13 protein-coding genes and 1 pseudogene are annotated in these 14,121 nt (G+C 61.3%); 11 read left to right on the top strand and 3 right to left on the bottom strand.

Annotated features, from left to right (window positions below; all coding sequences use genetic code 11):
- Positions 1 to 91 precede the first annotated feature (91 nt).
- The 11 genes and pseudogenes from ACPPVR_RS32445 to ACPPVR_RS32395 all read left to right on the top strand — a co-directional run bounded on the left by ACPPVR_RS32445 (position 92) and on the right by ACPPVR_RS32395 (position 11,761).
- The gene (locus ACPPVR_RS32445) at positions 92 to 2,173 is read left to right on the top strand and encodes a DUF4387 family protein (protein WP_426610596.1); all 2,082 of its coding nucleotides are present in this window, start codon (positions 92 to 94) and stop codon (positions 2,171 to 2,173) included.
- A 51-nt stretch (positions 2,174 to 2,224) separates the two neighbouring features.
- Positions 2,225 to 2,520 (top strand): annotated as a pseudogene (locus tag ACPPVR_RS32440) (GCG_CRPN prefix-to-repeats domain-containing protein).
- 68 nt (positions 2,521 to 2,588) lie between these two features.
- Complete coding sequence (locus ACPPVR_RS32435) at positions 2,589 to 2,918, top strand: hypothetical protein (RefSeq protein ID WP_426610595.1); 330 nt, start codon at positions 2,589 to 2,591, stop codon at positions 2,916 to 2,918.
- Between the two features lie 101 nt (positions 2,919 to 3,019).
- Positions 3,020 to 3,301 carry a hypothetical protein gene (locus tag ACPPVR_RS32430; protein WP_426610594.1) on the top strand — a complete coding sequence of 94 codons (282 nt, stop codon included), beginning with the start codon at positions 3,020 to 3,022 and terminating at the stop codon, positions 3,299 to 3,301.
- Positions 3,302 to 3,369: 68 nt separating this feature from the next.
- Positions 3,370 to 4,614, top strand: coding sequence for an alpha/beta fold hydrolase (locus tag ACPPVR_RS32425; RefSeq protein ID WP_426610593.1), 1,245 nt, complete (start codon positions 3,370 to 3,372; stop codon positions 4,612 to 4,614).
- A gap of 13 nt (positions 4,615 to 4,627) precedes the next feature.
- Positions 4,628 to 6,421 (top strand): ABC transporter ATP-binding protein, encoded by a 1,794-nt coding sequence (locus tag ACPPVR_RS32420; protein WP_426610592.1) that lies wholly within the window; start codon positions 4,628 to 4,630, stop codon positions 6,419 to 6,421.
- Positions 6,422 to 6,448: 27 nt separating this feature from the next.
- Positions 6,449 to 7,435: a phospholipase D-like domain-containing protein gene (locus ACPPVR_RS32415; protein ID WP_426610591.1), complete on the top strand. Its 987-nt coding sequence runs from the start codon at positions 6,449 to 6,451 to the stop codon at positions 7,433 to 7,435.
- A gap of 238 nt (positions 7,436 to 7,673) precedes the next feature.
- Entirely contained in the window at positions 7,674 to 7,979 is a 306-nt protein-coding gene (locus ACPPVR_RS32410) for a hypothetical protein (protein WP_426610590.1), read from the top strand.
- A gap of 61 nt (positions 7,980 to 8,040) precedes the next feature.
- The gene (locus ACPPVR_RS32405) at positions 8,041 to 9,294 is read left to right on the top strand and encodes a DUF3300 domain-containing protein (protein ID WP_426610589.1); all 1,254 of its coding nucleotides are present in this window, start codon (positions 8,041 to 8,043) and stop codon (positions 9,292 to 9,294) included.
- Between the two features lie 50 nt (positions 9,295 to 9,344).
- The gene (locus ACPPVR_RS32400) at positions 9,345 to 10,757 is read left to right on the top strand and encodes a DUF4403 family protein (RefSeq protein ID WP_426610588.1); all 1,413 of its coding nucleotides are present in this window, start codon (positions 9,345 to 9,347) and stop codon (positions 10,755 to 10,757) included.
- A gap of 572 nt (positions 10,758 to 11,329) precedes the next feature.
- On the top strand, positions 11,330 to 11,761 hold the full coding sequence (locus ACPPVR_RS32395) for a hypothetical protein (protein ID WP_426610587.1): 432 nt from the start codon (positions 11,330 to 11,332) through the stop codon (positions 11,759 to 11,761).
- Positions 11,762 to 11,778: 17 nt separating this feature from the next.
- Here the strand turns inward: ACPPVR_RS32395 and ACPPVR_RS32390 are convergent, their stop codons facing one another.
- Genes ACPPVR_RS32390 through ACPPVR_RS32380 form a run of 3 tightly spaced genes read right to left on the bottom strand, consistent with a single transcriptional unit; the run spans position 11,779 to position 14,100 of the window.
- Positions 11,779 to 13,284: a recombinase family protein gene (locus ACPPVR_RS32390; protein ID WP_426610586.1), complete on the bottom strand. Its 1,506-nt coding sequence runs from the start codon at positions 13,282 to 13,284 to the stop codon at positions 11,779 to 11,781.
- On the bottom strand, positions 13,274 to 13,753 hold the full coding sequence (locus ACPPVR_RS32385; RefSeq protein WP_426610585.1) for a DUF2924 domain-containing protein: 480 nt from the start codon (positions 13,751 to 13,753) through the stop codon (positions 13,274 to 13,276). The genes ACPPVR_RS32390 and ACPPVR_RS32385 overlap by 11 nt, the downstream gene beginning before the upstream one ends.
- Positions 13,750 to 14,100, bottom strand: coding sequence for a DUF3489 domain-containing protein (locus ACPPVR_RS32380; protein ID WP_426610584.1), 351 nt, complete (start codon positions 14,098 to 14,100; stop codon positions 13,750 to 13,752). Before ACPPVR_RS32380 ends, ACPPVR_RS32385 begins: the two co-directional genes overlap by 4 nt.
- Between the last annotated feature and the right edge of the window lie 21 nt (positions 14,101 to 14,121).

Below are 14,121 nucleotides of genomic sequence, written 5' to 3'. Positions count from 1 at the left end.
TATTTGTTTTCGATGGCCGCTCGGACCATTGCTCCGCCGCGTTCGCGGGCGAGCCACATCGGATTGCCCCTCTTCGAGAAGGTACTGTTCGATGCCCAACCTCATCTATCGTGTCGTCGCTCCTTGCGGTGCGCTTGGTTACGGGTATCCAAAGGAATCGTTGCAGGCGGCCCTGAAGGGACGCGTCGACGCCATCATCTGCGATGGAGGGTCGATGGATGCCGGCCCCTATTATCTCGGCACGGGAACGGAGTATTTCGAACGCGAGGCGGTGAAGGCCGATTACCGGCACATGGTCGAGGCCGGCAAGCAGATCGGCTGTCCCGTCATTCTCGGTAGCAGCGGCATGGCCGGCGCTAACCGCAATCTCGACGGGATGATCGCGGTCGCCAAGGAGATATTCGCCGAACTGAAGGTCGAAGACGCCAAGGTCGCGGTGATCCGATCTGAGTTGGATCCCGAGGTCGTCGTCAAGGAGTACCGTAATGGCACGCTCCGTCCGACCGGCTCAGGTCCAGAGCTTGACGAGCAGGCGCTGCGCGAAAGCGTCATCGTCGGACAGATGGGGATCCATCCCCTGATGACTGCGCTGGAAGACGGGGCACAATATATCCTTGCCGGCCGCTCATGCGACATCGCGCTGTTCGCGTCCGACATGATCCGCCGCGGCATCGACGCGGGGCTTGCCTATCATGTCGGGCACGTCCTGGAATGCGGTGCGCTCGCTTGTGATCCAGGCTCGCCATCGGACTGCCTTGTCGCGGAGATCTATGATGATGGCACGGCCTTGTTCAGCGCACCGAATCCCGCGCGCCGCTGCACGGCCTATTCGATCGCGGCTCATTCGCTCTACGAGGAGAGCCACCCCCAGTTGCAATTCTATCCGGAAGGCATTCTCGTCATGGAGAAGACCCAGTTCTTCTCGCGCGACAGCCGCACCGCGGGCATTCGCGGCAGCCAATTCGTCCGCTCGCGGAAACCGTGGCCATGGAGCATCAAGCTCGAAGGATCGCGCCGACTGGGCGCACGCAAGTTGTCTTTGATCTACATCGATCCTGTGGCTCTTCCGATGATTCCACCCGACGTGCTGGTTTACGGCCGCAATGGCGTCCAGGCGACACCAGTCGAAGCCTCGCAGCGCGAGCTGGGCATCATCATCGAGACCGTGGCGACGACCCAGGAAGCAGCCACCCTGCTTGCGAGCCTGCTCACGCACTATCTCATTCATTACGGCTATCCCGGCCGCAAGGCGACCGCGGGGAACATCGCCTATCCATTGTCGCCAAACCTCGTCAGCTTCAAGCGCGAGGACGGCTTGTTTGGGGCGATCGTTCCGAGCGGGACTCGTGATCCTGTCTTCTTCGAGAACTACCTGCGGATCAAGGACGCCGTGATCAAACTCGTCGGCGAAGAATTTCCTGATGCACTTGCCGGAGCCCAATTCACCATCAACGAGGCCGATGCCTCGAACCCCGCCGTCCTATTGCGCAGCGTAGATCTAGATCCGGAGAAGCTTGCGTCTAAGCACCAGCGCGAGATCGAGCGGATCACAAGCGTTGCAAGCCCGAAGACGAATTCACGGCTGAACCTCGATGCGCCCGACGCCTACGTCTGGTCGCTCTACCATCTGCTTCAGAACGAAGACGTTATCAAGAACGCGATGTTCCCGATCACCTATTATCAGGCCAACGGGGCAGAATGGGAGAGGCAAGGCAACGCGAGGCCGCGCTATTTCGATCTCGGAGAGGCCGGCTATCGCGGCAGTGTCGATGACCGCACCCTGTCGTTGATCGCAGACCATGCACCGGTGGGCGCGCATGTCGGTGCCCAGCGCCTGCTTGATATGGCCGTCGTCATTCGCAGCAAAGATGCGGGGATCAATCGCCTGACGTTCGACGTCATCTTTACCTCGGCGGAGAATTACGAGGCGGCCCTGCATTCGAATGTCTTCGCGCGCGAGAATGTCGCGAAGATCCTCAGTGTCCCGCTGAGCCGGGTCATCGGCACGTTCTTCGTCGACACCTGCAACGCGATCAAGATTTCCATCGATCGGCCGAACATCTCGGCATCGATGGATGAACGGGATGTGTTCGGCGCGCAGCAGCAGGCTGCCTTCGAGCATCTAAGCATCCCGATCTACGCGGCCGCCCTCGGTAGGGCGTCCTCATTCTGAACTGAAAATCATCAAAACCAAGGAGGGTCTCGTGTTGAAGTTTCTGACGCAATGGTTGCCGCCGCGATGCTTGCGGCGACTGCCTCTGCTTCCTCTGCTGCGTCGCTGATAGTGAGTGCCGACGCTCCCGCAATGGTCATCCAGGTCTCCGGCGGTTGCGGTCCCAACGCCTGGCGCGGTCCCTGGGCCATTGCCGCGACACCCCCTATTACGGTCGCCTGCCGAACGGCGGCTACAAGACGCCAGGGGCCTGGAACGGTTGCCCTCCCGGCTACTGGCACGGACCGTATGGCCACTGCCGCAATACCCCATTCCATGGTCGGCTCCCGAACGGCCAGTGGACTTGATGACGGCTGAGTGCGTCGGCATTGTTTGAACCCGGCGCGCAAACCACAGCAAAGCGAACGACCATTTCATGTCGAACAGGATCACCATACGGACCCGAAACGACAGTCTGGCGTCGCATATCCTGCCGGTGTCGGGAACGATGATTGGCGTGTGCGCAACTTTGATCGGGCTGGTCAAGCTCGCCGAAGCCAAGCACGGCACGTCACATGTCGACGAATATGCGGCGATTTCCGCAGTAACGTTTCTGATCAGCGCGTTGACATCGTATTTGTCGATCCGCTGGTCCAACCGCACCCGGCTCAGCGTCTGGGTCGAGCAGATCGCAGACATAATTTTTCTCTGTGGCCTGGTTGCCATCACGGTCGTCGCGACGCTCTTTGCATATGAAGTGATCTGAGACGTTTGCAGTTCTGCGTTTAGCCCCGCATGTCGCATGCATCGAGCAACAACCTAAGACTGTTGCATGAGCGCATTTAATATCAAATGGAGAATGACAGAATGTTTTCGAGACTCACCAAAGCCGTTGCTGTTGCAGTCGCCATGTCGACGATTGGAACCAGCGCTTTCGCGCAAGGCACCATGCAGCAGCAGAATGCATGCCGGCCGGACGTCTTCAGGCTCTGCGGCAGCTACATCCCGAATGTCGGCGCGATCGTCGGATGCTTGCGGGGTAACGAGGCAAGGCTGAGCGAACCGTGCCGCGAGGTTTTGTTCCCTGAGCATTCCGAGCAGGACGACTACGAGCGCACGACGCGCATCCACTCCGGCGAAGTTCAGTAGGGCCCCCGACTGTGCGTCGGGACTCGGGCGGGCGCGGGCCCGCATCCACATTCAATTGCGAGGCTATCATGAAAGTTTCAAAGAAATTCTCGGCTGCCGCACCGCCGCTGGGCCGGTGGCTTGGTGCGATGCTCTGCGCAGCGATGCTGTCGCTGCCGACTGCCAAAGTGCAAGCGCAGACAGCTTTCTATGAGGCATCGGCGCAGGAGCTTGCCGGGCCGCCTGGCAGCCTGATCCGCTCCGAGCCCATGGCGTTCGCTCCGGCGGGCGCACAGGCCTATCGCGTGCTGTATCGTTCGCTCGGCATGCATGGTGAACCGATCGCCGTTTCCGGCGTGATCATCGTGCCGCCGGGACCCGCGCCAGCGGGTGGCCGCCCGATCGTGGCTTGGGCGCATCCGACGACCGGCGTGGTGCCGCATTGTGCGCCGTCGCTCGCGATCTTTGTCTTTCAGCAGATGGCGGGGCTGCGCCAGCTGGTCGAGCAGGGCGCGGTGGTTGCCGCGACCGACTATCCCGGCCTCGGCACCACCGGCCCGCATCCCTACCTCGTGGGCGACAGCGAGGCGCGGTCCGTGATCGACTCGGTGCGTGCCGCGCGGAGCCTGCCCGGCGTCGGTGACGGCAACAGCTTCGCCGTTTGGGGTCATTCGCAGGGTGGCCAGGCATCGCTCTACACGGGGCTGATCGCCAAGACCTATGCGCCCGAGTTGCGCCTCGTCGGCGTTGCCGCAGCCGCCCCCGCGACATCGCTCGTGACCCTGATGGGCGACGACTTCAAGTCGTCCGGCGGCAAGAACCTCACCGCCATGACCTTGTGGTCCTGGTCGCGTGTGTATGGAGCACCGATCGACAAGGTGGTGCTACCTCAGGCGATGCCGGCCGTCGACCGGCTCTCCAACGAATGCATCGAATCGATCTTCGATATTCTCGAGCGCCGCCAGACCGAGAAGCCGCTCGAGCAAACCTTCATGTCCGTGCCGAACATCGCAACGGTCGAGCCCTGGCGTTCGCTCGCCATTCGCAACACCCCGGCTGCGCTTTCGCCTCAAATTCCGTTGTTCCTGGCGCAGGGCACGGCCGACAACATCGTCCGTCCTGACGTGACGCGCGCCTACATGCAGCAGCAGTGCAAGGCTGGCGGCAAGGTTGTCATGATGTGGGTCCCCGGCGTCGGGCACGGCTTGGTCGCGCGCGACAGCGCTAATGCAGCGGTCGGCTGGATGATGGACCGGTTCGCCGGGCAGCCCGTGCCGAATGATTGCGGCAAGCCGGTTCCGGCCATGATGCCCGCCGAAGCGTCGGCTCAATAGACGAGGTCAGATCATGTCACGCTTGGTGCTCGACCTGACTCGGCCTTACCGCGGCTGGCTGACCATCGTCTTCATCGCCATGCTGGTCGAGATCGCGACCGGTCTCGCCGCACCGTGGCCGCTGAAGCTTGTGATCGACGATGCACTCGGTAACCACCATTTGCCGCACTGGCTCGAATGGGCCCATGACTACGGCTTCGGCAAACACACGCTAGGGGTTGCCCTGTTCGCAGGCGTCGCGACGCTCGTCATTGCCGTCATCGGTGCGATCGCCGGTTACATCGATAATTACTACACGACGAGCGTGGGGCAATGGGTCGCCAACGATCTGCGCCTGCGTATCTACGAGCATCTGCACCGGCTGTCGCTACGCTACTACGAGCATGCCAAGGTCGGAACGCTGGTGTCGACCATCACGAGCGATGTAGCGACCATCCAGGATTTCGCCTCGTCCTCGACCCTCGACATCGTGATCGACCTGCTTACCATCCTGTTCATGGTGGGACTGATGTTGTGGCTAGATTGGGATTTTACCCTGATCGCGGTCGCCTTCACGCCGGTGTTGCTGCTGTTCGTGTTCCGCTTCAAGCGAGCGGTGAAGGAGGCGACACGTGCCGTCCGCATGCGCCAGAGCGAAGTGCTTTCCATCGTCCAGCAGGGGCTGAGCACGATCAAGGTCACCAAGGCGTTCGGAAGGCAGGAACTCGAGATCGCACATCTGGAGGCGGCAAGCCATGCCACTGTGGAGGCGGCCCTTCGAGCTCGCAAGATCAAATCGCTGATGTCACCCCTTGTGAGTGTCGTCGTCGCGATCTGCACAGGCATCGTGCTTTGGAAGGGAACGGCGTTGATCGTTGCCGGCACCATGACGGCCGGTGCGCTGACCGTCTACCTCGCTTACCTCAAGCGATTCTTCAAGCCGGTGAAGGACCTCGCCAGCATGACCAGCACAATTGCCCAGACCACGGTCGCGCTTGAGCGGATCCAGACCATTCTGTCCGCCGACGAGGTGATTGCCGAGCGAGCTGGCGCGGTTGAACCCGGCCGGGTACGGGGCGGCATCAGGTTCGACCGCGTCAGCTTCGGATACGAGGGCGATGAGCAGGTGCTGAACGAGGTGTCCTTCGAAATCGCTCCTGGGCAGGTGGTCGGCATCGTCGGCCCGACCGGCTCCGGCAAGTCGACGCTGCTGAGCCTGTTGCCGCGCTTCTACGATCCGAGGCTCGGCCGCATCCTGGTCGACGGCATCGATATCGCGGACTACAAGGTTGCCGCGCTGCGTGCCCAGATCGGCTTCGTCCTTCAGGACACAGTGTTGTTTCCAGGAACGATCCGCGAGAACATCGCCTATGGCCGGCCCGACGCCAGCGAGGAGCACATCCTAGCAGCTGCCCGCGTCGCCAATGCGGATGAGTTCATCGCGCGCATGCCGCACGGATACGACTCGCTGGTCGGCGAGCACGGTAACCATTTGTCGGGTGGCCAGCGGCAGCGTATCGCCATCGCCCGCGCCGTCGTACGCGACAGCCCCATCCTCGTGCTGGACGAGCCGACTGCAGCCTTGGATCCGCAGTCCGAGCGGCTCGTCATCGAGGCCCTCCATCGCCTGATGAAAGGCCGCACGGTCCTCATGATCGCCCACCGTCTGAATACGCTGGCTGACGCCGACAAAATCATCGTGCTCCGGGACGGCGTGGTCGCGGAGGAGGGCGGCTATAAAGAGCTGCTGGCGCGCGGCGGCGTCTTCGCGGATCTCAATCATGTTCAGCATCAGGCCGGACAAGCCCGCTCCGCCAATGCGGCTTGAATGCCTCGAAACCAGGATCAAGGTACCATGTCACACAGGCTGATCGTTCTTCCCGACGATACCGCAGATGCGATCATCGCTCCCATCAACGCTGCCCGCCATAGCCTCAACATCCGGATGTTCCTGTTCACCGATCCGACGCTGCTCGAAGCTGCGGTCTCTGCCCGGCGGCGCGGCGTCAACGTTCGTGTCATGTTGAATCCATCGCGGCGCGACGGCACCAGCGACAACGACCTCGCGCGCGAAGCGCTGCGAGCCGCGGGCGTTGCAGTGAAGGACAGCAGCACGGAGTTTGCGGTCACCCACCAGAAGTCGATGGTGATTGACGGGCGCACCGGATTTGTCGAATCGCTGAACTGGGAGCCGCGGGATCTCACCGAGACGCGCGACTACGCGGTCCAAACGACTAATACATCCGAAGTCGCGGAGATGGTCCGGTGCTTCGACGCTGACTGGGCGGAACAGCCGTTTTCGCCCGACCCGGACTCGGACCTGATCTGGTGCCCCAACAACGGCCGTCAACGCATCGCCGATTTCATCGACGGTGCGAGGGAAACGCTCTGGCTCCAGAACGAGCGCTATCAGGACATGGTGATCATCGAGCGGCTGGTTCGCGCCGTGAAACGCGGCGTGCGGGTCCGGATCATGTCGCGCGCGCTGCACAAGCTGAAGCACAAGAAGCTGTTCGAGGGCGTCAGCGGCTTACGCATCGTGCACGATGTCGGCGCCAAGGTTCGCACGCTGAGGCACCTGAAGCTACACGGAAAGATCATGGTGGCCGACAACGATCGCGCGATCATCGGCTCTATCAATCTCAGCCCTGGCAGCTTCGATGACCGGCGCGAGCTGGCAATCGAGACCACATCGGACCATGTGGTGCGGCGTCTCCTCGAGACCGTCAAGCAGGACTGGAAGCGAGCGCGCAAGCTGCCGCTTTCGGACGAGGCCGTGCTGGCCGAACTGGAGGGACGCGGCCTGAACGAGGTCAGTCGCCTTGCGCTCGGCGGCGCGTGAAGCACGTTCTTGTGAGCAGCAGTTGAAGTCATAGAGGTTTTCGTTCCGCAGGCTGATTTACGAGCGTTTTTCCAATCCAGCGATTGTTTCACCGGCGGTTATAGCGCGCGCCGATACCTGCATATGGAAGCGGTATTTGTGCTCGGAGGCTTGCGGGAGCATTTGTCGCTCGCTTTGAAGGCGAGCTCAAACGCCGCCCACGGGACAATTTCGTCATCACCGACAAAGGACAACGACCATGAAAACGATCTCGAACGTAAATTCCCGTTTAGCGAGTAAAATAGGCAGAGTAGCCGTAAAGAGCGCGGCCGCGTCAGCCTGCGCGGCTGTGGCGATAGCCGGCCTCGCAGCCATGTTCACACCGTCCGAGGCCCAGGCATTTTCCTGCGGCAGAAACGTCTACGGCGCAGGTTGCGTCGGTCCGCGCGGCGGCGTCGCCTTCAACCGGAACGGCGCCGTCGCCGTCGGCCGCTACGGCAACGTCTATGCCTATCATCGCGGATCAACCTGCTACTGGCGCAACAACCAGCGCATCTGCCCGTAAGCCAGCTCCAATTGCGGGCCGGCAGTGCTGCCGGTCCGTGGATCAAACACAGGACACGAAGATGACAAACCAGATCAAATCGGCGCTCGGACGCCTCACACTCTGTGGTGCGGCTGTCGTGCTCGCATTGGGGTTGGCCGGCACGTCGGTGCGCGCGCAGGACGCATCCGCGTCGCAGGCGCAAACCCAAGGGCAGGCGCCATCCGATCAAAAGCTCACCGAAGGCCAGCTCGAGCAACTCGTCGCGCCGATCGCGCTTTATCCGGATCCGTTGCTCACCCAGGTCGTTATGGCGTCGACCTATCCGCTCGAAATCGTCGAGGCCGCTCGCTGGTCTCGCGACAATCCCGGCATGAACGGTGCGGCGCTGCAGAGCGCGATGCAGACGCAGCCCTGGGATCCGAGCGTGAAGGCGCTGGCCGCCGTGCCGCAGACGCTCCAGATGATGAACGACAAGCTCGACTGGACGCAGCAGCTCGGCGACGCCTTTCTCGCCCAGCAGCAGGACGTCATGAACGCCGTGCAAACGCTGCGCGCCGAGTCGCAGGCGGCAGGCAATTTGCAATCGAATGCTCAGCAGCGCGTCACGACAGAGCCCGCTCCGGCCGGCGTTTCAACGCCGTCGCGGCAACAGGCCATTGTGATCGCGCCGGTCGATCCAGATGTCTACTATGTCCCGGTCTACGACCCGGCCGCAGCTTACGGCACCTGGGGCTATCCGGATTATCCGCCATTTTTCTGGTCCCCGCCGGGGTTCGTTGCCAGCAATGTCGTCTCTTTCGCAGCGGGCATCGCCGTCGGCGCGGCAATCTGGGGCGGATGCGACTGGTGGCATAACAACGTGATCATCAACGTCAACCGCTTCAACGCGTTTAACCGCACCGACATCACCAACAACATCTGGGCCCACAATCCCGCGCACCGTGGCGATGTGCCTTACCGCAATGCTGCGGTCGCCGAACGCTTCGGCCGGGGCAACACGCTCGCCGCGCGCGATGCGTTGAAGGATCACATGGACGCCGGTCGTTCCGAGCTGTCACGCGAAGCCGACCACAAGTTCGATGGCGCAGGCCAGGCCGCGAAGGCCATCGGCGCGGCAGGCTTGGCCCGGCGTGCGCCGGACGGGGCGAAGTCCTTTGCCCCAAGGTCGGCCGCAAGGCAGGCGAACCACGCGGCGATGCCGGCGCGGAGCTTCAATCGCCCGATGGCGGCACCGCGCGCGCAGTTCATGCGCTCCCGTGCCGAGGCGTTCCGGCCGGCGCCGCGATCCTTCGCTCGCGGTGGCGGGTTTGGCGGCGGCCGCCACCGCCTCTGACATACCGGCCCTTCAACCTTTACTTCATCATCTAGAGATCGAGGCCCATCATGCTCTTCATTCCGAAATCGCGCTTTCAGGCCGGCGCTGCCGTGGCCGCATTGACCCTGATCAGCTTTTGTTCGGTTGCATCGGCAGCCGACAAGCCGCCGCTTGCTCCCGATATCGTGGCGCCGTTCAGCACGGATTCGCGTATCTCCGCGACGATCGAATTCGGACTGCCGGCGCTGGCGTCTGACATCGAGAGGGACATCCCCCGTCGTCTTGCCAGCATCGACGAGAAGATTAGCTGCGTGCACCGCCGCGTCCTGTTCTTCCGCGTCAACGCCAATTGCGATGTCTGGGGCTATGTTGAGCGCTCCGGTGGTGTTTCGCTGTATGGCCACGGCGACCGGGTCTATGGTTCGGTGCCGATCCACGGCGTCCTCGAAGGGCAGGGCGCCAACCGGTTCACGGCGCGCATTCATGGCGAGACCGAGGCCAGTGCTACGATCGAGGCCGAGGCGCATCCGCAGCTCAACCGCGACTGGTCGCTCGACCTGAACTTCAGCGACGGCTTCCACTGGAGCGAGCCGCCGGTCTTGCATGTGATGGGCCGCGAAATTCCATTGGCGAAATATGCCGAGCCTCGAATTCATAGCCAGCTTGCCGTGGTCAGGTCGCACGCGTTGGCTGCGGCGCGGCGCCTCGATCTCCACGACAAGGCCGTGGCGGCCTGGCGGCACGCGTTTGAGCCGATCCAGCTCTCGGATAATCCCTCCGTCTGGTTGCAGATCACGCCGCAGAACGCGTCCTTTGCCGGCGTGCGTGCCGATGCGAAGGTTCTGCGCGGCTCGCTCGAACTGTCCGGCACGGCCGCGACGATTATCGGTCAGGCCCCACCGACAGTGGCCGCGACGGCGTTGCCGTCCCTCGGTCGCGATGTTGATGCGCCCGGCGCGTTCGATGTCGTCCTTCCGGTCAAAATTGGTTACGACGTGCTCAAGGACAAACTGAAGCAGGTCATCGCCGCGATGCCGGCAGTGCCAGGTATCGCGGTTCGCGATATCGACGTCTATCCGTCGTCCGGCAAACTCGTCATCGGACTACGCGTCGCGAAGGCCTCCGAGACGGATCCCAATGCAGGCAAATGGGTTTATCTTGCCGGCGCGGTTCAGGTCGACGCAGATGGCCATGCCATCCGTCTGTCTGATCTGGCGGTGACGACCAACAATGAAGCGCTCGAACCGCTCATCGCCCCGATCACGGCTGAACTCGGATCGAAGGCAAATATCGACTACGGCATTGCTTACGAAAACCTCCTTAACGCCGCCAATGCCAAGCTCAACCGGCCGCTGAAGGACGGTTTCCGCATGGCGGGGCATCTCGCTTCCGCGAAGCTGGAAAAGGTCTATCTGCCCGCCGATGGCATCGTCATCGCGTTTCGGGCCGGCGGCGATTTGAAGATCATTTACGGCATGTGATCTTGGTTAAAAGTACTTCAGGGCGGGCCTCGCTCATTGCGATCCGCCCGCTTTACCTCTTCTCGTTGAAATCAGTGTCGACGCTTTCTTCTGCTTTCGATTTACAGTTCCGCTGTAAGCATTAACGAGCTGAATGTCGCGACCGCGGTAGTACGCGTCGAGAATGGCTCCACTCCTTCAGGGAGCGGCCGGTCACGGCGGCGATCTGCGGCACGCTGGTGCTGGTAATGGCCAACCGAACCATCGCCGTTGGGCTTTTCGCCCGCTCTATCCCCAGTGCCACCACTGACTGGAGCTTCGTCTGCAGTGCACTGCCTGATGGCAGTCCCTGTGAGGCATGTTCCATAACATTCGATCGGCGACTCGAAGCGGGCCGATGCTACACCGTTAAGCCCGCCGCTCGACCAGCCACCAGCCTTGCGAACCGGATGAACCGAGAGCCTTGGCGGTAATCGGGGATGTCAGGGGATAGTTGAGGGCGAAGGCGGATTCAGCGCGTAGTCCATTGGAAATGATTGCTTGGGCAACGCTTTGCTGAAAGAGTGGTGAGTATATTTGTATGGGTTGCGGTCGTGAATTTCCAGGTATCCATTTTGAAGGTGCTCGCCAGCTACCCAAATGGGTTGGCTACGCTTTCGAACATCAAGAGCGACCTCGCATTTTTGGCGACCAGCGGCTCTGATTGGACGAATTACAGCAAGCGGCTGGGTGCTGCATTCCCATCATTGGACGTCTTCTCGCTTGATTTCGTGCAGAGATATTCATTCGGCTGGCGGTTGACGGCGAAGGGCGCGACTGCGCTTGAGATGATGGAAGAGAGCGCTAGGGCCGCTCCGGCCTGGATTGAATCGACGCGCGACGCTCCTGCACCGGCTTTGATGGAAGAAGCTGTATCAGAATCAGATGTGAAGCTCATTCGCGAGCAGACGCCGCCAACGACATCACCCGTGGATCGGCGCGCTTTGTTTACTGTGGTTGAGGGTGGCCGAAGCAAGGCCGCGTAGCTGCCGAGGCGGCGACGCTAACCGATAATGCTTAGCTGGTCGCTCCAAGCAAGAGGCAGAGTTTTTGGAATCTGCTTCAGCTTGATCGGAAAGCCCTCATTGACAATCGCGGCCGTGACATCGGGCGCCAGAAAAGCAAGTCTCAAGCCTTGCCGCACGATCTTCGGATGGATTCCAACGGAAACCGCCAAGCCTTCGATCGACGCGTGGCGGCCGGATAATAGCTCGTCGAGCCATAGCCGAGCACGGACAATAGACCGGAGCAGCGCTTGATCGGCTTTATCCTCCGAGCCGGCGAGTTGAACATGAGATAGTTTCTTCGGCCGCCGCGTCCAGGGTAACTCGAACTGCTTGTCCTTCGGGCGGCCGGTGGTCAGCGAGACTTGGATCTTGTTCTCCGACACCACGATCCGCCCGACGTTGTTGATTGCTTGTTCCAAATTTAGACCACATCTCTCCAGCATCGAAGCCTCGACAAGCCCTTCGATCTCAGGAGCGGAGATCCGAGTGACCGATCCGGCGTTTTGCTTGCGACCGCGCAGTGCCCTGCTGACGTAGAAGCGGTATCGAACTCCGTTCTTGCTCGAAAAGCTCGGCCCCATGAGATTGCCGTTGTCGTCGAAAATCCTGCCTTGCAGCAGAGCGCCGCTTTCCGAATAAGCGACCTTACGCCTGACCGTTTTTGATTTGAGTTTTTCTTGCACTGCATCGAAGAGTTGCCGGTCCAGGATAGGCTCATGCTCACCCTTGAACCATTTCCCGTCGTGATGGGTCTCCCCGATGTAGATCCGGTTCTTCAGGAAGTAGGCGAGAGGGCCGTACGTGAAAGGAATGCCACCCCGGTATTTTGCGATCTTGGTGTCACGGCGCTTGGTGACGATCTTGCGCCGGTCGAGTTCAGACACAAGCTTGCTGAATGAGCCCAATTCTCGGTAAAGGCTGAAGATCGTGCGGACGGTGTCCGCTTCAGATTTGTTGATGACGAGCTTCTTGTCCTTGGCGGTGTAGCCCAGCGGCACGGTGCCGCCCGTCCATTTCCCCTTGCGCCGACTCGCGGCCACTTTGTCCCTGACACGCTCCGCGGACAATTCGCGCTCGAACTGAGCAAAGGAAAGCAAGACGTTGAGGGTCCGCCGCCCCATAGACGTGGTGGTGTTGAACTGTTGGGTTACCGCAACGAATGAGACCGATTTGGCGTCGAAGGCCACCACGAGTTTTGCGAAGTCCGCCAGCGAGCGGGTCAAACGGTCGATCTTGTAGACGACGACAACATCGATTTTGCCGGCTTCAATGTCGGCAAGCAGCCTTTTGACGGCGGGGCGGTCGAGATTGCCTCCCGAGAAGGCGGGGTCGTTGTATTGCTGCGGTAGGGCCTTCCAACCCTGGAACGACTGGCTTTTGATGTAGGCCTCGCAAGCTTCCCGTTGGGCGTCCAGCGAGTTGAACTCCTGGTCCAGGCCGTGCTCGGTTGATTTACGGGTGTAAATGGCGCAGCGAAAGCTGGCCTTGGCATCATTCGGCATTTGCCGCTTCCTGACCGGGCGCCGAGCGCAGACCAAAGAACCGCGGGCCGTTCCATTTGGTGCCAGTGATGACGAAGGCGATCTCTGAGAGGCTAGCGAATGCCTTTCCCAAGTATCCGAATCCTTTGGGCAACACCGTCACCCGATAGGTTTTGCCCTTCCAACTTCGGACAAGTTCGGATCCTGGCTTGATCTTGCGCGGCAGTTCCAGCCGGCCTTTGGGCAGCGCTGAGGCGGCCAACTGGTCGAGGAGACGCCTTGTTGCAGAGGGAAGGCCGCCGTAGGCCTTCTCCTGAATCCTGTGGGCGATGCTCCGGCGTAGCAAGTCGGGGCCAAAAGCGGGGGGCGGTTCGCCCCGGAAAAGCTCCCGATACCGCTTCCGCAGCTCGACGATCGGCATGCTGGGAAGCCGACCTAACTCAGCCTCGGCGGCTGGGTCGGCTTTGGCAAGAGCATTCTGACCGGTCATGAGGCCGCGCCCGCTTGAACGACTCGATAGACACGGGTGCCGTTGATCTTTTCCGACGTCAGGTTCAGTTTGAGCTTCTTCCTGACAACACCGGCGAAGAATCCGCGCACCGAATGTTGCTGCCAGTCTGTTGCCCTCATGACGGCTGCTATCGTCGTACCTTTGGACTGACGAAGAAGCGTGAGCACAGTGTCTTGCTTCGACGAGGCTGCCCGCGCTTTTGGGTCTTTAGAGCGGACTGGTTTGGCCAGAACCGCCGCCTTGACCGGCGCCCGGGTATTGGAAGGAGTTCGACCTCGTGGCGATTTTGACGACTTTGAATTTGACTTGGACTTTCGGGCGGTCATTTGGCTCTCCATCGTTCCAGA

Origin of the sequence: Bradyrhizobium sp. McL0616, from assembly GCF_049993385.1 — a bacterium.
In the GTDB taxonomy this organism is placed as follows: Bacteria; Pseudomonadota; Alphaproteobacteria; order Rhizobiales; family Xanthobacteraceae; genus Bradyrhizobium.
This window is presented reverse-complemented; position numbering and strand designations above follow the sequence as displayed.